Source organism: Micromonospora sp. GCM10011541, from assembly GCF_042650725.1.
GTDB classification, from domain to species: Bacteria; Actinomycetota; Actinomycetes; order Mycobacteriales; family Micromonosporaceae; genus Micromonospora; species Micromonospora sicca.
In genome coordinates, this window is the sequence record NZ_JBHSBP010000049.1 from 474,203 (window position 1) to 492,370 (window position 18,168).

The 18,168-nt window shown below is 71.0% G+C and carries 19 protein-coding genes and 1 tRNA gene; 15 read left to right on the top strand and 5 right to left on the bottom strand.

Annotated features, from left to right (window positions below):
- Positions 1-80 precede the first annotated feature (80 nt).
- The 8 genes from ACFOYX_RS19380 to ACFOYX_RS19415 all read left to right on the top strand — a co-directional run bounded on the left by ACFOYX_RS19380 (position 81) and on the right by ACFOYX_RS19415 (position 9,147).
- Positions 81-671, top strand: coding sequence for an NADH-quinone oxidoreductase subunit I (locus ACFOYX_RS19380; RefSeq protein WP_322439049.1), 591 nt, complete (start codon positions 81-83; stop codon positions 669-671).
- Positions 668-1,219, top strand: coding sequence for an NADH-quinone oxidoreductase subunit J (locus tag ACFOYX_RS19385; protein ID WP_322439048.1), 552 nt, complete (start codon positions 668-670; stop codon positions 1,217-1,219). Before ACFOYX_RS19380 ends, ACFOYX_RS19385 begins: the two co-directional genes overlap by 4 nt.
- Positions 1,216-1,617 (top strand): NADH-quinone oxidoreductase subunit NuoK, encoded by a 402-nt coding sequence (gene nuoK / locus ACFOYX_RS19390; protein WP_109802410.1) that lies wholly within the window; start codon positions 1,216-1,218, stop codon positions 1,615-1,617. The genes ACFOYX_RS19385 and nuoK overlap by 4 nt, the downstream gene beginning before the upstream one ends.
- Positions 1,614-3,566 (top strand): NADH-quinone oxidoreductase subunit L, encoded by a 1,953-nt coding sequence (locus ACFOYX_RS19395; protein WP_322439047.1) that lies wholly within the window; start codon positions 1,614-1,616, stop codon positions 3,564-3,566. The genes nuoK and ACFOYX_RS19395 overlap by 4 nt, the downstream gene beginning before the upstream one ends.
- 143 nt (positions 3,567-3,709) lie before the next feature.
- Positions 3,710-5,212: an NADH-quinone oxidoreductase subunit M gene (locus ACFOYX_RS19400; RefSeq protein WP_322439046.1), complete on the top strand. Its 1,503-nt coding sequence runs from the start codon at positions 3,710-3,712 to the stop codon at positions 5,210-5,212.
- Positions 5,213-5,249: 37 nt separating this feature from the next.
- Complete coding sequence (locus tag ACFOYX_RS19405) at positions 5,250-6,743, top strand: proton-conducting transporter membrane subunit (protein ID WP_322439045.1); 1,494 nt, start codon at positions 5,250-5,252, stop codon at positions 6,741-6,743.
- A 126-nt stretch (positions 6,744-6,869) separates the two neighbouring features.
- Positions 6,870-7,748: a zinc metalloprotease HtpX gene (gene htpX, locus ACFOYX_RS19410; RefSeq protein WP_109802406.1), complete on the top strand. Its 879-nt coding sequence runs from the start codon at positions 6,870-6,872 to the stop codon at positions 7,746-7,748.
- Positions 7,749-7,887: 139 nt separating this feature from the next.
- Positions 7,888-9,147, top strand: coding sequence for an MFS transporter (locus tag ACFOYX_RS19415; RefSeq protein ID WP_322439044.1), 1,260 nt, complete (start codon positions 7,888-7,890; stop codon positions 9,145-9,147).
- 217 nt (positions 9,148-9,364) lie between these two features.
- Here ACFOYX_RS19415 and ACFOYX_RS19420 read toward each other — a convergent pair whose 3' ends face one another.
- On the bottom strand, positions 9,365-9,859 hold the full coding sequence (locus ACFOYX_RS19420; RefSeq protein WP_109801316.1) for a YajQ family cyclic di-GMP-binding protein: 495 nt from the start codon (positions 9,857-9,859) through the stop codon (positions 9,365-9,367).
- A 149-nt stretch (positions 9,860-10,008) separates the two neighbouring features.
- Here ACFOYX_RS19420 and ACFOYX_RS19425 point away from each other — a divergent pair.
- Positions 10,009-10,092 (top strand) — tRNA-Tyr (locus ACFOYX_RS19425).
- Between the two features lie 88 nt (positions 10,093-10,180).
- On the opposite strand, the gene merB is transcribed toward ACFOYX_RS19425, so the two are convergent.
- A complete protein-coding gene (gene merB / locus ACFOYX_RS19430) occupies positions 10,181-10,744 on the bottom strand; it encodes an organomercurial lyase (protein ID WP_322439043.1) in 564 nt (187 codons plus the stop codon).
- A gap of 45 nt (positions 10,745-10,789) precedes the next feature.
- A complete protein-coding gene (locus tag ACFOYX_RS19435; protein WP_322439042.1) occupies positions 10,790-11,200 on the bottom strand; it encodes a helix-turn-helix domain-containing protein in 411 nt (136 codons plus the stop codon).
- Positions 11,201-11,290: 90 nt separating this feature from the next.
- On the opposite strand from ACFOYX_RS19435, the gene ACFOYX_RS19440 reads away from it, so the two are divergent.
- The gene (locus tag ACFOYX_RS19440; RefSeq protein WP_322439041.1) at positions 11,291-11,998 is read left to right on the top strand and encodes a DsbA family protein; all 708 of its coding nucleotides are present in this window, start codon (positions 11,291-11,293) and stop codon (positions 11,996-11,998) included.
- 719 nt (positions 11,999-12,717) lie between these two features.
- Here ACFOYX_RS19440 and ACFOYX_RS19445 read toward each other — a convergent pair.
- Positions 12,718-13,149, bottom strand: a complete 432-nt coding sequence (locus ACFOYX_RS19445; RefSeq protein ID WP_322439040.1) for a hypothetical protein — start codon at positions 13,147-13,149, stop codon at positions 12,718-12,720.
- A 191-nt stretch (positions 13,150-13,340) separates the two neighbouring features.
- Between ACFOYX_RS19445 and ACFOYX_RS19450 the strand changes: the two genes are divergently transcribed.
- The 5 genes from ACFOYX_RS19450 (at position 13,341) to ACFOYX_RS19470 (ending at position 16,785) form a co-directional block, all read left to right on the top strand.
- Positions 13,341-13,598, top strand: a complete 258-nt coding sequence (locus ACFOYX_RS19450) for a hypothetical protein (protein WP_322439039.1) — start codon at positions 13,341-13,343, stop codon at positions 13,596-13,598.
- Positions 13,599-13,802: 204 nt separating this feature from the next.
- On the top strand, positions 13,803-14,705 hold the full coding sequence (locus ACFOYX_RS19455) for a septum formation family protein (RefSeq protein WP_322439038.1): 903 nt from the start codon (positions 13,803-13,805) through the stop codon (positions 14,703-14,705).
- A 128-nt stretch (positions 14,706-14,833) separates the two neighbouring features.
- Positions 14,834-15,310 (top strand): hypothetical protein, encoded by a 477-nt coding sequence (locus ACFOYX_RS19460; RefSeq protein WP_322439037.1) that lies wholly within the window; start codon positions 14,834-14,836, stop codon positions 15,308-15,310.
- A gap of 615 nt (positions 15,311-15,925) precedes the next feature.
- Positions 15,926-16,675 (top strand): RICIN domain-containing protein, encoded by a 750-nt coding sequence (locus ACFOYX_RS19465; protein ID WP_322439036.1) that lies wholly within the window; start codon positions 15,926-15,928, stop codon positions 16,673-16,675.
- The gene (locus ACFOYX_RS19470) at positions 16,621-16,785 is read left to right on the top strand and encodes an RICIN domain-containing protein (protein WP_322439035.1); all 165 of its coding nucleotides are present in this window, start codon (positions 16,621-16,623) and stop codon (positions 16,783-16,785) included. The genes ACFOYX_RS19465 and ACFOYX_RS19470 overlap by 55 nt, the downstream gene beginning before the upstream one ends.
- A 263-nt stretch (positions 16,786-17,048) precedes the next feature.
- On the opposite strand, the gene ACFOYX_RS19475 is transcribed toward ACFOYX_RS19470, so the two are convergent.
- Positions 17,049-17,693 carry a dihydrofolate reductase family protein gene (locus ACFOYX_RS19475; protein ID WP_109801311.1) on the bottom strand — a complete coding sequence of 215 codons (645 nt, stop codon included), beginning with the start codon at positions 17,691-17,693 and terminating at the stop codon, positions 17,049-17,051.
- Between the last annotated feature and the right edge of the window lie 475 nt (positions 17,694-18,168).

Sequence of the window (18,168 nt, forward strand, 5' to 3'; positions counted from 1 at the left end):
GCGGAGTCGTTCTCCCCACGATCCCCGTACCGCCGGTAAGAGCCGGGTGGTGGTCGCGCGCGCCGAGGGCACAGGGCAGGATGGGCGGCATGAGTGAGCGCAGCGGCATGCCCGGCGAAGGGCTGGTGAAGGGGCTGGCGGTCACGTTGAAGACGATGACCCGCCGCTCGACCACCCAGCAGTACCCGGACGTCGCCCCCGAGCTGCCACCCCGCTCCCGCGGCGTGATCGCGCTGCTGGAGGAGAACTGCACCGTCTGCATGCTCTGCGCCCGGGAGTGCCCGGACTGGTGCATCTACATCGACTCGCACAAGGAGGAGGTGGCGGTGCCCGGCGCCGCCCGCCCCCGCCAGCGCAACGTGCTCGACAAGTTCGACATCGACTTCTCGCTCTGCATGTACTGCGGCATCTGCGTGGAGGTCTGCCCCTTCGACGCGCTCTACTGGTCGCCGGAGTTCGAGTACGCCGAGCACGACATCAAGGACCTGCTGCACGACAAGGACCACCTCGGCGAGTGGATGGCCACCGTCCCGCCGCCACCCGCGCACGACCCGCACGGCGAGCCCTCCAAGGAGGAGACCACCGCCGCGCGCAAGGCCGCGGCCCCGGCCCGCCCTTCCGCCGTACGCCCCGAGCCCGGCCCCGCCGCCGACGGAGGTACGGCCCCATGACGGGTGCGGACCTGCTGCTGCTCGCCCTCGGCGCGGTGGCGGTCGGCGCGGGGGTGCTGGTGGTGAGCACGCAGCACCTGGTCCGGGCCGGTCTCTACCTGGTGGTCTGCCTGGGTGCGCTGGCCGGCGACTACCTCGTGCTCACCGCCGAGCTGGTGGCCTGGGTGCAGGTGCTGATCTACGTCGGCGCGGTGGTCGTGCTGCTGCTCTTCGCGGTGATGCTGACCCGCGCGCCGATCGGCGCCTCCGACGACCTGGACCGGCCGGGCTGGCCGGCCGCCCTGATCGGCGGCGGCAGCGGGCTGGGCCTGGCCGTGCTGCTGGTCGACGCGTTCCGCTGGTCCCGGGTGGAGCTGCCCACGGCGGGCACCGCCGACCGCCTCGGCGAGCAGGTCTTCCGCTCCTGGGTGCTGCCCTTCGAGGTGCTGTCGGTGCTGCTGCTCGCCGCCCTGGTCGGCGCGATCGTGCTCTCCCGCCCCGACATCGGGCGGCCCGGTCCGGTCAGGTCCGCCACGCCGGCCACCGGTGACGAGGGTGGGCGCGCGTGAGGCCGGTCGTCCCCTACGTCACCGCCGCGCTGCTGTTCGGCCTGGGCGTCTTCGGCGTGCTGCGCCGCCGCAACGCCGTGCTGGTGCTGATGGCCGTCGAGTTGATGCTGAACGCGGTGAACCTGATCCTGGTCACCGCGGACACCACGGTCCGGGCGCAGCTGCCGCACGCCGGGCAGGTCTTCGCGCTCTTCGTGATCGTGCTCGCCGCCGCCGAGATCGGCGTGGGGCTGGCCATCGTGCTCCAGCTCTACCGGCTGCGGGCCAGCGTCGCGGTGGACGAGGTGCCGCTGACCGAGGCGCCGACGCCCGTGCCGGCCGGCGTGGCCGGGGTGGCCGCCGACCGGTCCGCCGCGGGGACCACGGGCGGCGTCGATGGGCCGGAGGTGCGGGGATGAGCGAGGGCATCGGGCGACTGGCGCCGCTCGTACCGCTGCTGCCCGGCCTGCCGTTGGCCGCCGGCCTGGTGGGGCTGCTCCTGCCGCCGTCGCCGCGTGGCGCGGCGACCGGCGAGGACCGGGCCCGGCGGGTGGCGATCGCGCTCGGCGTGGCCGGCGCGGCCGGGGCGCTGCTCGTCGCGCTGGCGCTGCTGACCCGGGTGGACCACCCGGTCGAGGCTTCGACCACCTGGGTCGACCTGGGTGGGCTGCGGGTGACGCTGGGCTACCGGCTGGACGGGGTGGCCGTGCTGGTCGCCACGGCGGTGGCCGCGGTCGCTCTGGCGGTGCAGGTCTACTCGATCGCCTACCTGAAGCGCGGCCCGCACGACGACGTCGAGGTGGACCACCGCTACCCGCCGTACGCGGCGCAGATCAGTCTCTTCACCGCCGCGATGCTGGTCGTGGTGGTCTCCGGCGACCTGATCCTGCTGCTGGTCGGTTGGGAGGTGATGGGCATCTGCTCGTACCTGCTCATCGCCCACGACCGGCGGCTGCCCGAGGCGCCCGCCGCGGCGGTGAAGGCGTTCCTGGTCACCCGGGTCGGCGACGTGGGCTTCCTGCTCGGCATCGCGCTGCTCGGCGTCTCCGCCGGCAGCTTCAAGATCGCCGATGTGCTCGCCCACCCCTACTCCACCGGTACGCTCACCGCCGCCTGCCTGCTGCTGCTCGCCGGGGTGGCCGGCAAGAGCGCCCAGTTCCCGCTGCACACCTGGCTGCCCGACGCGATGGCCGGCCCCACCCCGATCTCCGCGCTGATCCACGCCGCCACCATGGTCGCCGCCGGCGTGTACGCGGTGGCCCGGCTCTTCCCGCTGTTCGAGCGCGCCCCGGTGGCGCTGACCGTGCTCGGCGTGCTGGCCGCGATCACCCTGCTGCTGGGCGCGTTCGCGGCCACCGCGCAGGACGACATCAAGCGGGTGCTGGCCTGGTCGACGGTCTCCCAGATCGGTTACATGACCGGGGCCCTCGCCGTCGGCTCGCCCACGGCGGCGCTGTTCCACCTGCTCAGCCACGCCGCGTTCAAGGCGCTGCTCTTCCTCGCGGCCGGGGCGGTCATCCACGCGGTGGGCACCACGCTGATGTCCCGGATGGGGGGTCTGCGGCGGGGCATGCCGGTGACCTTCTGGTGCACGGTGGTCGGTCTCGGCGCGCTCGCCGGGGTGCCACCGCTGTCGGGCTTCTGGAGCAAGGACGGCGTGCTCGCCGCCGCCGAGGCCGCCGCGCTGGACGGCGCCGGCCCGACGCCGCAGTGGGTCGGCTGGCTGGTCTGGCTGGCCGGGCTGCTCGGCGTCGCCGTCACCGCCTGGTACGCCACCCGCCTGCTGCTGCGCACCTTCTTCGGCGCCACCCGGATCCCGCTGGCGGACCCGCACGACCCGCCGGCGCTGATGCGCTGGCCGGTGCTGGTGCTGGCGGTCCCGGCCGCGCTGCTCGGCCTGGCCGGGTTCTGGGGGCCGTTCATCGGGCGGATCTTCGCGCCCGCCACCGAGGCGGAGCTGACCGACTTCGGCGACTCGCTGACCCACCTGGGCGCGGCGGTGCTGCTCCCGCTGGCCCTGCTGCTGGCCGGCGCGGGGGTCGCGTGGGCGGGCTGGCGCCGGGACCCGGCCGCCGACCCGGCCCGCTTCCTGGGTCCGCTCCGGCCGGTCTTCGCCCGGGCGTTCCGGCTCGACGACGTCCAGCACGCCCTCGTCGTACGCCCGACGAACGCGCTCGCCCGGGCCGCGCGGACCGGGGACGAGCTGGGGGTGGACGGCCTGGTGGAGGGCAGCGGCCACGCCGCGGTGGGTCTGGGCGGCGGCCTGGCCACGCTGCACCGCGCGGCCCTGCCCCGCGCGGCGGCCGGCGTACTCGCCGGCGCGCTGCTGATCGGCCTCGCCGTCGCACTGATGGGGGTGGCACCGTGAGCGCGTCGCGAACTGAGGTGGCACCGTGAGCGCGAGGAGTGAGCCGGTGTTGCGAGCCCCGCAGTCGCGAACTGAGGTGGCACCGTGAGCGCGAGGAGTGAGCCGGTGTTGCGAGCCCCGCAGTCGCGAACTGAGGTGGCACCGTGAGCGTCGGGCAGGTTCTGCTGGTCGCGGTCCTGGCCGTGCCGGCGCTCGGCGCGGTCGCGGTGGCGGCCGTCCCGCACGACCGGGCGGCCCGGCTGACCGGGGTGGTCGCCGCCGCGCTCACCCTGCTCGCCACCGTGCCGCTGGTCGGCGGCGACCACGGCTGGTTCGGCTACGGGCCCCGTCCCGCCGTGCAGCCCTGGCACCAGCTCGACCTGCCCTGGGTGCCCGGCCTCGACCTGCGCTTCCACCTCGGGGTGGACGGGATCTCCTGGCCGCTGGTGGTGCTCACCGCCCTGCTCACCCTGCTCTGCTGTGGGTACACGCTGTGGCGGGTGCCCGACGGTGGCAGCGGCCGGGCCCTGGTCGCGTTGCTGCTGGTGGTCGAGGTGGGCATCCTCGGCACCTTCCTCGCCCTCGACTTGGTGCTGTTCTTCGTCTTCTTCGAGGTCGTCCTGCTCCCGATGTACGCGATCATCGCCGGCTGGGGCGGCGAGGACCGGCGGCGGGCGGCCCGGAAGTTCGTCCTCTACACGCTCCTCGGCTCGGTGCTGCTGCTGGTCGGCGTCTACGTGGTGGTCGCCGCCGCCGGCACCGCCGACCTCGTGACGCTGACCGGCGGGGCCGGGCTGTCCCGGGGCACGCAGCTCGCCGCGTTCGCGCTGCTGGCGCTGGCGTTCGCGGTGAAGAGTCCGCTCTGGCCGCTGCACTCCTGGCTGCCCGACGCGCACACCCAGGCGCCCACCGTCGGCAGCGTCATCCTGGCCGGGGTGCTGCTCAAGATGGGGACGTACGGCCTGATCCGGGTGGCGGTCGGGGTGGCCCCGGAAGGCGCCCGCTGGGCCGCCCCGGTGCTCGGGGTGCTCGCCGTCGCCGCGATCCTGGTCGGCTCGCTGGTCTGCCTCGCGCAGGACGAGCTGAAGCGGCTGATCGCGTACTCCAGCGTCGGGCACATGGGCTTCGTGCTGCTCGGGGTGGCCACGCTCACGGCCACCGGCATCGAGGCGGCGCTGATCGGCAACATCGCGCACGGGGTGATCACCGGCCTGCTCTTCTTCCTGGCCGGGGCGGTCAAGGACCGTACCCACACCGGCTCCCTCGCCGAGCTGTCCGGGCTGCGGGAGACCGCGCCCCGGCTGGCCGGGCTGCTCGGCTTCGCGGCGGTCGCCTCGTTGGGGCTGCCCGGGCTGGCCGGCTTCTGGGGCGAGGCGTTCGCCGTGGTGGCGGCGGTCCGGCGGGGCGGCGGGTTCTGGGTCACCCTGGCGGTGCTGGCCGCGCTCGGCGGGGCGCTGACCGCCGCGTACTTCCTGCGGTTGCTGCGGCAGGTCGCCCACGGGCGACCCAGTCCGGCGGTGGGCCGGCTGGCGCCCGGGCTGGCCGGGGCCGAACTGACCGCGTGGGCCCCGCTGGTGCTCCTCGCGCTGGCCGTCGGCCTGGCCCCCGCGCTGGTGCTCGGTTACGCGACCGGCCCGGTGGACGCCCTGGTGGGGGTGCTCAAGTGAACGGGTCCCGGATTCGTCGGTGGGGCGGGGTGGCGGCGTGAGCCTGGTGCAGAGCGTGGACAACGTGGCGCTGCTGCCGGCGTACCTGGCCGCCGGCACCGCCGTGGTCGTGCTCCTGGCCGACCTGCTGGTGGCCCGGGCCGCCGCGACGGTGGCGGTGGCCGCCGTCGGCGCCGTCGCCACGGCGGTGGGCGCGGCGGTGGTCGGGGCGGGCAGCGAGCGGCGCACCTTCTGCGTGGGCGGTGACTGCTCTTGGCTGTTCAATGGCCGGGCGGCCCTGGTCGCGGCGGTCTTCGCGCTGCTCACCCTGGGGGTGCTGGCGTTGTCGGGGCCGCTGCTGCGGGCCGGCCGCACGCCGGTGGGGGAGTACTGCTTCCTGCTCGCCTGCGCGATGACCGGCGGCGTGGTGTTGGGCGCGGCCGGCGACCTGATCACCCTGATCGTGGCGCTGGAGACGCTCACCCTGCCGCTCTACGTCCTGGTCGGCCTGCGCCGGGGCAGCCTGGCCAGCGCCGAGGCGGCGGTGACCTTCTTCGTGGTCAGCGTGGTGGCGACCACGCTGACCCTGCTCGGCGCGGCGCTGCTCTACGCGGTGACCGGCGGGCTGCACCTCGACCGGCTCGGCGCCACCCTCGCCGAGCGGCCGGAGCTGTTGGACCTGCCGTTGACCACGGTCGCGGTGGCGCTGGTGGTGCTCGGGCTGGCGTTCAAGGTGGCGGCGGTGCCGTTCCACGCCTGGGCCCCGGCCACGTACGACGGCGCGCCGCTGCCGGTGGCCGCGTACCTGTCGACCGCGTCGAAGCTGGGCGGGGTGGTGGCCCTGCTCGCCGTGGTCCAGCGGGCGCTGCCGGCCACCGTCACCGGTCCGGTGCTGGCCCTGCTCGCCGTGCTCACCATGACCGTCGGCAACCTGGTGGCGCTGCGCCAGCGGCGTACCGTCCGGCTGCTCGCCTGGTCCTCGGTGGCCCAGGCCGGCTACATCCTCGCCCCGCTCGGCGCGCTCGCGCTGGCGGCCGGCCGCACCGCCGACGCCCGCGCCGGGGCGTATGCGGCCGCGGTCGCGTACGCGATCTTCTTCGTGGTGCTGGAGCTGGCCGCGTTCGCGGCGGTGGTGGCCCTGCGCCCGGCGGACGCCGACGGCGGCACCCTGGACGACCTGCGCGGGGCGGCCCGCCGGCACCCGTGGGTCGGGGGCGCGTTCGCGCTCGCGCTGATCGGGCTGGCCGGGCTGCCGCCGGGGCTGGCCGGGCTGTTCGCCAAGGTGACGGTGGTCCGGTCGCTGCTGGACGGCCACGCCGGCTGGCTCGCCCTGGTGGTGGCGGTCAACGCGGTGCTCGGCCTCGCCTACTACCTGCGCCTCGCCGCCGGCCTCTGGGCCGCCCCGGACGCCGCCGCCCGCCCCGCCGGGGCGGACCGACCGGCCGGCGCCCGCCCGGCGACGAGCGTCGGGCTGGCCCTGGCGGTCGCGACCCTGGTGGCCGTGGTGGTCGGTTTCGCCCCGCAACTCCTGTTGGACCTGGTCGCGCGCTGATCCGGCGCAGCCGGCGCACAGCCTTTTTCAGGCAACTCTCAGTCATGAGCAGGATGGTTGACGGGTACCGGGTTGTTGAACCGGTCAGCGGATTCCTGTGCGGGTCCGCGCACCGAAGGAGCGATCGTGCATCACAACCGTCTGAAGACCGCAGCGCTGCTCGGCCTGTTGACCTCGCTGATCCTCGCGGTCGGCTACTGGTTCGGCGGGAGCGGCGGCCTCGTCTTCGCCGTCGTCGCCTCGTTGCTGATGAACGGCGTGACCTACTTCTACTCCGACAAGCTCGCGCTGCGCTCGATGCGGGCGCAACCGGTCAGCGAGGCAGAGTTCCCTGAGCTGTACCGGATGGTGCGTGAGCTGGCCACCGAGGCGCGGCAGCCGATGCCCCGCCTGTACGTCAGCCCGACCGCGCAGCCGAACGCGTTCGCCACGGGACGAAACCCGCAGCACGCGGCGGTCTGCGTGACCCAGGGCATCACCGAGATCCTCGACTACCGCGAGCTGCGCGGGGTGATCGGACACGAGCTGTCGCACGTCTACAACCGGGACATCCTGATCTCCAGCGTGGCGGCCGGGCTGGCCGGCATCATCACCTTCCTGGCGAACATCGCCTGGTTCATCCCGCTGGGCTCCTCGGACGACGAGGACGGCCCGAACCCGGCCGTGCTGCTGCTCACCCTGATCCTCGGCCCGATCGCGGCGACCATCATCCAGCTGGCCATCAGCCGGAGCCGGGAGTTCCAGGCCGACCAGTCGGGTGCGGCGCTGAGCCGGGACCCGCTGGCCCTGGCGAGCGCGCTCCGGAAGATCCACATGGGCACCCAGGCGCGGCCGCTGCCGGCGCAGGGGCAGCTGACCAGCACCGCCCACCTGATGATCGACAACCCGTTCAAGCGGGGCGGCGGCATCGCGGCGCTCTTCTCCACCCACCCCAGGATGGAGGAGCGGGTCGCCCGGCTGGAGCAGATGGCCGCCAACAGCGGTCCGGTGCAGTTCCAGCGCTGACCCACGCCGACAACCTCCGCCCGCGTCCGGTCCGGACGCGGGCGGAGTCGTGTGTCGAGGCACAAACCGGTTCCCTCCCGTCCTGCCCGGCGTTAGGGTCGAAACGTCTCTCACCCATTACATCCGTCGGAGGTCGACCGTGGCCGCACTGCGCCAGTACCTGGGCGTCTGGCGGATCCCCGGCGCGCCGATGCTGCTGATCCTCGGCATCATCGGCCGGCTCGGGATCGGCATGACCCCGCTGGCGCTGCTGCTCGTCGTCGAGCAGGTGACCGGGCGGTACGCCCTCGCCGCGGTCGCCGGGGGCTTCTACGCGCTCTGCGGCGCCGCGCTCAGCCCGGTCGCCGGGCGGGTCGCCGACCGGGTCGGCCCCACCCCCGTACTGCTGGCCACCGCCGTCGCCCACCCCCTCGCGCTCTTCGGGCTGCTCGGGGCCAGCCGGTCCGAGGCCGGCAACCTGGGCCTGATCTACCTGGCCGCCGGGGTCGCCGGCGCCACCTACCCGCCGCTGACCGCCGCCATCCGGGGCGCCTGGAACGACCTCACCGGCCCGACCTCCGGCCGGTACCACCTGCGCAACAGCGCGCTCGCCGCGGAGACCTCGCTCTTCGAGATCGTCTTCGTGCTCGGCCCGCTGCTGGTGGCCGCGTTCGTGCTGGCCGCCGACGCCGCCGCCGCGCTCGTCGGCGCCGCCGTGGTCACCCTGGTCGGCACCGCCGCGGTGGCCCTCGGCCGGGTGATGCGCGGCTGGCGGCCACACCCCCGCGAGCACCACGCGAAGGGTCTCGGCCCGCTGCGGGTGGGCGGCTTCCCGGCGCTGCTGCTCTGCGTCGCCAGCCTCGGCATCGCGTTCGGCGCGGCCGGGGTCATCGTGCCGGCCTTCGCCGGCGACGCCACCGCCGACGACCCGGAGAGCCTCGCCGGCGTGCTGCTGGCCGTCTGGGGCATCGGCAGCGCCGCGGGCGGCTTCTGGTTCGGCGTACGCCGGCCGCCGGCCAACATGACCCGCCAGTTCGCCTGGCTGCTCGGCGCGGTGGCCGCCAGCTTCGCCGTCTTCGCGGTGATGCCCGGCCCGGCGGCGCTGGGCGTCGCGCTGATCCTCGGTGGCGCCACCATCGCGCCCGCCCTGACCCTGGAGAACACCCTGGTCGGGCGGATCGCCCCGGCCGGCATGCTGAACGAGGCGTACACCTGGGTGGTCACCATGTCGGTGGCGGCGAGCGCCGCCGGCGGCGCGGTGGCCGGCCTGATCGTCGACCACGCCGGCGGGGTGCCGTGGGCGTTCCTCTTCGCCGGGGCGGCGGTCGCCGTCGGCGCCACGGTCGCCGCGCTCCCCGGCGGCCCCATCGCCCGCGCGGAGGCCACCGCGGTACGCACCGAGCACCGGGTTGCCGCCTGAGTGCGGCTCACCCGCCGACCGCCACACCAGCCGGATACGCGTCGAGCGGTCACCCGATCGGGGTGACCGCTCGACGGCGTCTCAACGCGTCCCGGGCGGGTACAGCACGGGAATGTTCTTCTTCTTCTCGAACCGGGTCGGCTGCCTGGGCTCGATCCTGATCAGCGCGGTCCTGACAGTGATCCTGCTGCTGATCTTCTCGCGCTGACCGGGCTCGTCAGCGGTAGTTGGTGAACTGCAGCGCGACGCCGAAGTCCTCGCCCTTGAGCAGCGCGATGACGGCCTGGAGGTCGTCCTTCTTCTTGCCGGTGACCCGGAGCTGGTCGCCCTGGATCTGCGCCTGCACGCCCTTCGGGCCCTCGTCGCGGATCTTCTTGCTGATCGACTTGGCCTTGTCCGTGTCGATGCCCTGGATGACCTTGGCGTCGATCTTGAAGACCTTGCCCGAGGCGCGGGGGTCGCCGGCGTCCAGCGACTTGAGCGAGATGTTCCGCTTGACCAGTTTCTCCTTGAAGACGTCGAGCGCCGCCCGGACCCGCTCCTCGGTCTCCGCCTGGAGGCTGATCGCCTCCTCGCCCGACCAGGAGATCTCGGCGCCGGTGCCGCGGAAGTCGAACCGCTGCGCGAGCTCCTTCTCCGCCTGACGGAGGGCGTTGTCGACCTCCTGGCGGTCGACCTTGCTCACGATGTCGAACGACGGGTTGGCTGCCATGCTCATGCTCCTGCTGTTCGGCGGTCTGAAGGTCTTCCGTCGCCCGCTGACCAGCGGTACGACCCCCTGACGGTACCCGGTTGCGGCGGCCCCGGGGGCAACCGCTATCCTTGCTTCCGCTGCCGCGCACGGCGTGGTGGCGACGCCCTGGCGGGTTGCCCGAGCGGCCAATGGGAGCGGACTGTAAATCCGTCGCGAAAGCTACAGAGGTTCGAATCCTCTACCCGCCACCAGGTGCGAGAACGGCCCCTGACCAGCAGAGATGCGGTCGGGGGCCGATCTTGTTTGGTCCCGCTGAGTCCAACCGTTGCCCACCGTCGCTCACGGTCCGGGGGCGTATCGGGGGGAAAGACTGGGGCGTCTGGCCAGAGGAGCGTCGGTGCCCTGGGGCAGCGCCTCTGCCGGGCTGCAGAAGATCTGCTGGTGAGAGCAGGCGTGCACCACGTCGTCCCAGACTGCATGCATCGGCACCAGGAAGTGCGCGACTTCCGGACCGGCTGGCGGTTCGTGACGGTTGACGTTCCACGCTAGGGGCTTCTCGCAGTTCGGGCAGCGCGTCGCAACCAGGACGTTGGGCTCATCTGGGACGAGGTGCGGGATCGCGAAGGAGTCCCATGCGCATCCGCCCCACCACAGACGCGTCGCACCCATGACGGAGAATCCGATGTTCCGGGTGGCGAACGGATGGGCGAGCACGATCTCGCCGTCGTCGTCCAGCGCCAGGTGGCGAGCTTCTGCTAGCCGCCGGATACTCGCCCTCACCGACTGGTCATCGCGACCAACAGCTACGGCTAGCTCGCGAGTGCTAGCGCTCCGACCAGCTTGCGCGAACGCACGATATATCCCAAGCCGGGCATCCTCGTCGGCTTCGACCTCTGCGCTCATGGTCACCCTCCGTGATCGGCACCTCTCGACTGAGCTTGCTGCGGGTCAGACATCCTCAAGAGCGGCCTGACGATTGCGGGCGATTTCCTTGTGGTTGTCGACTGCCCAGGCGGCCAGGTCAAGCACGGTGCTCAGGAGGCTGCGTCCGAGGGTGGTCAGCTCGTACTCGACTCGTGGGGGGACCTCAGGGTATGCGGTGCGGGAGACGAGTCCGTCCTGCGTGAGCTGCTTCAGGGTGAGCGTGAGCATCCGCTGCGAGATTCCTGGGATGCCGTGGATGAGTTCGGTGTAGCGGAGCGGGCCGCCCTCCAAGGTGCCGACGATGAGGACGCTCCACTTGTCGCCCACGCGGTTGAGGACGTGACGGATGAAGTCCGCGTCATCGTCGTTCCAGTGCGCGCAGGGGCCGGGCACCTGCCTGACGGCTGCGCGTACACCGGTGTGAGTGCCTGTCATGAGACCTCCTCGCACACATGGATGTGCCTTTTGTAAGTGTTTCGATTCTGACTCATCATGGGGTTACACACAAATCGTGAGGAAGGAAGCATGATGCAGATCGAGATGTGGTCGGACATCATCTGCCCCATCTGCGGCATGACCCAGCAGCGCCTGCGCAACGCCGTGGCCGACTTCGAGCACGGCGACGAGGTAGAGATCATCCACCGTTCGTTCCAGGTGCACCCCGGCATCCCGCCTGAGGGCATCACCCAGACGCAGCTGAGCCTGAACGCGGGGATGACCATCGCGCAGATGAACAACGTGCTGCGACCGGTGGAGATCGCCGCCGACGAGGAGGGCTTCGGCGGGTACCACGCCATCGACCGCACCCTCGGCCCGACGGACCTCACCCACGAGCTCCTCGCGTACGCCACCGATCAGGGCAAGCACCACGAGGCGTGGACTGGGATGTTCAACGCACACTTCGGATACAACCGACAGCTGTGGACGATGGAGCAGCTGATCGAGTTCGCCGGTGAGATCGGCCTCGATCAGGACGAGACTCGCGAGGTGCTCATCTCCCGCAGGTACAAGACGCAGGTCGAGGAGGAGCAGTACCGTGCCCAGCGGATGGGCGCGCACGGCACCCCTTTCATCGTGATCGATCAGAAGTACGGCATCGGAGGCGGCGTGGACCGCGCCACCCTCACCCGCGCCCTGCGTCAGGCCTGGGACGAGAGCCACCCCACTCCCGCGTTGAGCATGCCCTTCGGAGAAGGAGATCAGTGCGGACCGGACGGAGCCTGCGCCGTCTGAGTGACAGACGTACCAAGAGAGATCGTCTTGCTCCGAGCCTGTAGTAGCTCGGAGCAAGACGATTAACTCTGCGGTAGCTCCCATCACTTCGCATCAAGATGATCTTCGTCAGAGGAGGCTCAGCGACTTCTGCCAAACCACGAAGAACAGGAGCGGTCGCCATCCCGTCTGCCATCGACCCGCCCTTCTGGGGGCGGGCCGCCGCCCGGCCCGCCACGTCAAGCGGACCTTGACGGCTCGTACGCGCGCTGGCGGGTCGGGCGGTGGTCTGCTCGGCTTGCCCGGGTCGATGGCAGGCGGGATGGCCTACCTCAACCAACCGCGGACCCGGCGGCTGCCGGCGATCTTCGGCCATCCTGGAGCCGGAGCGCCCCCGCCGGAGGCGCAGTAACCGCAACCCCGCGACCATCGCCAACTCGCCAACGCGGCGGCGGACGCTCCCCTACGCCGCGCGCGTCCTGGCCGCGCGGCCCGGCCGGCTGCCGGCCCACCACACCACCGGACAACGGCTGTCGTTCTGCGGCGGCCCACTGGGCTCCCCGCTCTCCGCGCCAGCCGCCGGGCGTTAGGCGTGTCGGCCGCAGAGCGACAGCGGCAGCGGCCGGCGCGCGCCCTGGCGGCGGCGCGTGCGGCCCGTTTCGGGTCGCCTTGAAGACGTACAGAAACTTTGAACCAACCGCCGGCAGCCGGCAGCCGGCCCGGTGATCAGGCGCCGGAGGCTACCGCAGGGCTTCCGCGAGCGCCTCGGCGTTCTTCTTGTCCACCCGGGGGAAGGTGAGAGCCACGCCGTCGCCCGCACTACCGAACGCGAGGCGCAGCAGGCTCACGACGCCCATCTTGGCCTCGGCCAGCGAGACTTGTTCACGGGGCACCTCACCGAGGACCTTCTTTCCGGGGCCGCCCAGAAACGTCTGCGGCAGGAAGATCAGTCGACGGTTGGTGAGCACGACGAACTGCTTACGGGTCGACGCCAGCGCCGCCCCCAACAACGCTCCGCCACCCTCAAGCCTGATCGCCTGGCTGACGACCGTCCCGAGTCGACCGGACGAGAACTTCCCGACCATGGCCCGCGTCGCCACGACCGGCTGCTCACCGGACTGCAGGATCGGCGTCACATGCTCGAACGCACGGGTCTGAAGCTTCTGCTGCACTGCGTCTCCGTTCCTTGGCCGCGAATCGTGCCGAGGTTAATGACTCGGAGGCCGATCTAGATCGGACGATCGGTCGACATCAGGCGGGAGAAGTGGACATTGAGCCTTTTGCGGGTACGGCTCCGGTCACCTTGTGTGCCCGGCACGCCACGGCCGGCCGAATCGAACGTGTGTTGACTGAGGTGCTGGGCGTGGAGATACGTGGTCGCTGGTGGAACGCATCGTGGGGCCGCATGGCCCGGCGGGACATCTGGCTGGTCTCCGACGGTCGGCTCTGGCGGGTCCGTGGCCGCCTCGGAGGTGACGGAGGACAGGAGGTCTCGTACGACTTCCCGGACGAAGCCTCCGCCCGCTCGATGGTCGCCCGGATGATGAAGACCTCCGCCAGCACCTGGCGGGACCTCACGGAGGCCGTCCGGCAGGAGTCCAACCGACGACAGATTCACTAGCTAGGCGGTCGCTGGCAGATAGCGCTCAACGGCAGGCGTCTGCCCGGACGTGCACACCACAAGATGGCGGCATGTCCGCTGCCCTCACCCGCCGGCCGCCAGCGTCTCGCCCAGCCTCGAATTCGCGGGCGGTGCCGTAAGCTCCTGCGCCGTGGCGCGCCGGTTCTGGCGCCGAGAGCGCCACCACGACGGGAAGGTCGGCGGATGCGACGGTGGCTCAGGGCGGTCGCGCTCGGTGCGGTGGCGGTGCTTGCGCTGGCCGGATACGGCGGCCCCGCCGGGCTCGACGGGAACCTGGTCGACGACTGGCCGGCGATGAGCGCCCCACAGGGCTTCGTGCCGGAGGCCGGGACCTGCCACGTCCACGCCGACGCGAGTCTCAACGCCTACGCTCCGGTGCCCTGCGAATCGGCCCACCGGCTGGAGACCATGCACGTCGGCGCGTTGACCGGCAGCCACGCCAGCCGCGGCACGCCACCTACCTTCGACTCGGCGGCCCACGCCGAGTGCGACCGCAAGGTGAACAAGGCGCTCGGCGGGGACTGGCGCTCCGGGCGGCTCACCCTCGACGTGCTGTTTCCGACTGCGCTCGGCTGGCAGGGCGGTGCCCGCTGGTTCCGCTGCGATCTGGCGGAGCTCGAGAGGTTCGACGACCGGGCCGTTGTCACGCGGACCGCGAGTCTCACCGGGGCGCTGCGGGGCGACTCCACACTGGCGCACCGGTGCTTCAACCCGAAGTTGGCGGAGTACGCTCCCCGCCGCGAACTGGCCGAGGGTGACCTCCAAGGTATGGACGCCGTCCCCTGCACGACGGCCCATCACGCCGAGTTCGTCGGCGTCTACCAGGCGCCACCCGACATCGACCTGCGCACGTACCGCAGGTCCACGGAACCCATCCGCCGGCAGTGCCTCGCACTCATCGCCAGGTTCGCCAAGGTGCCGAACGACGGCGACCTCAAGAACCGCACCGGCTGGCTGTACTGGCTGCCCAACGCGCAATCGTGGACCGACGGCAACCGGACGGTGCAGTGCTTCCTCTGGCTCGACGACCGCACGGTGACCCGCTCGGTCAAGGGCGCTGGCCCCAAGGCTCTGCCGGCCCGGTGACGACCGCCCGGGTCGGGGCGGATCCGGATCGCGCTGGTGCTGGCCGACTCCCAGGCGTCGTGTCTCAGACGGCGACTATCGAGGCCACGAAGACTCGCCTTGACGCCCGCGCGCCGAGGTTGAGGATCATGCCTAAAAACTCCCTCACCGAGAGTGCCTTTGTCTGGCGCGAGGAGAAGTGGGTCGCATGGACGGATCCGGCTGATGTCTTGCGACGCACGCGAGACGACGCTGTACGGATCAAGATTGGGGCTGACTTCGAGATCCTCAACGAGGGTAACGCCTCGGTGTATATCCGCTTCATTGGTCGCTACTTGCAGGCCGGAGAAGAATACCGATTCCTGGAGGGCGACGAGCCGCGCGTGTTCCTAGCACCCGGTGAGACGACCGTGCGGCGGTTGCAGGGTGAGGCGACTCTCGAAAGGTGGAGCAGGCATTGGAGCGGTCCTGACTCTGAAGCAAAACCCTTGAGGGTCCGTGCCACCGTTGTGTGCTCCGACCTGTACGACGATGGGGTCGTCGATAAGTGGGTGTTGGAGATAGTTGGGCGGCCTGTCGAAGCCGTCCCAGACGACCTGAGCGCGTGGCGTCCGCGGGATGTCTGAGACCTGCCCGATGTCGTACACGCAACTGGGGTTCACCAAGAGCGGGTGTATTTCGCGTCGAAGCACCGGCGGGACCGGCTGTCGCCAGCTGATCTGCTCGTGCCTCCGGATGATGCCCCCGACGACAGCTCAATCCCTGGCAAGTTGACGGTAAAACTGGTCAAGCAGACCAGGAAGGGGAGCTGATCTCCTCGTCGGGCAGTTGCAGACCTTCCAGCTTCCCCAAGGCGGGGACAAGGTGGAGCGCCCTGCCGGACGAGTCTCAATGGCGGCTGTCAAGCGACGGCGTGGACGACCCCCGCCAGGCCTTGGGATTAGAAGAAGATCAGGGCTGGCTGGTCGGGCGGCTGCGCCCCTGGCCAGCCCGTCCGTCGTTGTCGGGCGACGTCGGCATCAGTGGACCGCCTTGGCTGTACGGATGGCTGTACAACCAAGGTGCTACTTCCTGATCCGTAGATTCCCAAGACGATCACCGCTGCCGTCTGCACCCGTCTTGCCATCTGACGGCCGCCCACATCCGCCGAATTTCACCTTGCCTCGAACCGTGTCGGGCTACGGTGCACGTAACGGGCCGGCTGAGCCGAGGGTGGCCGGTCACGAGAGGGCGGTGGAAACGTGCCTGTCGGCTTTGGCGACCTCCTTTTCGGCGTAGCCCTGGCCGGGTTGGGGGTCCAACAACAAATCAACCGGCATCGGGCTACGCTAGGCCACCTTCCGGTCTTTGCGGACGGGGACCTTTCGTCCGCGGCGGGGCAGCACACGGCTGACATGGCGAACAATCCGTGGGTGTACAAGACGCCCGGCCGCAACGCGCACATCAGCTCCGATAACCACACCACGCCAGGCGAGCGCATCGTCACTGCCACCCTCCCCGAGTGGCGACCGGAAAAAACCGGCGAGATCCTCTACTGGGGCGGTGAGCTTCTCAACAGCGGCCCAGCCTTCAACTGGTGGATGGGCAGTCCACCCCACCGGCAGATCATCGAAGACGGCTCCTACACGCACATAGGCTTCTCGGCCCACTTCAATCACAGTGCCAACGAGTGGGTGTACGGCATGACTTTCGCCAGGACTACGCCTCGCCCCCTGTTCGCCAAGCACAGCGGCCGCGTGATCGACGTCCGGGACCAGTCGGTGGCGAACGGCGCCGCGATTACCCAGTGGGACTGGTGGGGTGGCGGCAACCAGCGGTGGCGGCTGGAGCCCGTGGGCGGTGGCTACGCCCGCATCGTGGCGCTGCATAGCGGCAAGGTGCTCGACGTGGCCGGTGCATCGATGGCGAACGGTGCGCCCCTCGTGCAGTGGGAGTGGTGGGGGGCGACAACCAGAAGTTCCTCCCCGAGGTCTACGGCTTCGGCGAACTGAAGCTGACCGCCAAGCACAGCGGCAAGGTGCTCGACGTCAAGGACGTAAACGGGAGCAACGGCGCGCTCATCCAGCAGTGGGACTGGTGGGGCGGTGCCAACCATGGCTGAAGGCACGATCATCGGCGTCTCCGTCAATGACCTAGGTCATCCGTAAGACATGTGCTGGGACGGATGTCAAGCATGTGGTGGGACTAGGCACACGCCGCAACGCGCTAGCTAGGGCGACGGGGCCTGCCAGACCATTGCGTGACGGCGGCGACCCTCTGGCGAGGCACTTCGTCACGGCGTCGGCACCTCGCCGACGCCGTGACGGAATGCCGACCTGGCGGATTCACCGCCGACGACACGGACCCACCTGGCGCGGGGCGGCTTCAGTCGTCGCGCCCGGCACCGCGATCGGGTGCGCTCATGTCCCCCGTCCCGGGCGTGCCATCGGCGAGCCCGTAGCGCAGGTACACGGTGCCCTTCGGATTGGCTACCGGCGGTTCGAGGAGTGTGACGTTCGTGGGCACCGCGCCACCGTCGAACACCTTCTTCCCGACGCCCAGCACGATCGGGTGCACCCAGAGGTCGAGACGGTCGAAGAGCTTCTCGCGCAGGAGGGTCTGCACCAGGTTCAGGCTCCCGACGACCTTCACGTGCTCGTGCCGGTCACGGATCTCGCGCACCGCACCGACCAGATCCGGGCCGAGCTGCGTGGACCCGGCCCACGAGAGGTCGGGCCTGCCGCGGGAGGCCACGTACTTCGGGACGCTGTTGAAGAGCGTGGCGATCTCGTTGTCCTCGCCGCCCTCCTGGTACGGCCAGTAGGCGGCGAAGATGTCATACGTCCGCCGGCCGAGCAGGAGGGCGTCCGTGCCCTCGTACGCGGCACCGACCTGCGCCCCGGCGACCTCGTCCAGCAGGGGCGCCTGCCAGCCGCCGAACGCGAACCCCACCGGGTCCTCGTCGGGGCCGCCGGGCGACTGCCCGACGAGGTCGAGGGTTGCGAACAGCTCGATGTGGATGAGGCCCATGCCTTACTCCCGGTGATTTGGTTGTCTCGGTCGGGGGGTAGACCTGTGGGCGCCGGCAGACTCATCGCTGCGACGGCACCCAGCTTCGTACTTGTCCACCGCCTCGCCCGGTGCATCGGTCACCACCCCGTCCCGCGGTCAGCGTCCTTGCGACGCCCGGCAGCAGGGCCCGGCAGGTATGCCGTGTGTCTTGATCCAGGCCCGTAGGTCCGATTCCTCGAACAGCACATGCCGACCGATCTTGAAGCGCGCAGCACGGTGCCCTGCTTACGCCACCAGGCCGGGACGCCGCACCGGCACTCCCCGCTCACGATAGATCACCGGGCGCGTGCAAACTGGCTGGCTGCCCTGCGTCCAGCGTCACCGCAGGTCACCGGCGAGATCTACGGCTGTGGTACTAGCCGCTCTCGGATCTGTCGAGCCGCTTCCGCGGGTGCGATCTCTGGGGTGTTGATGGACAGGTCTGCGCCGGGTA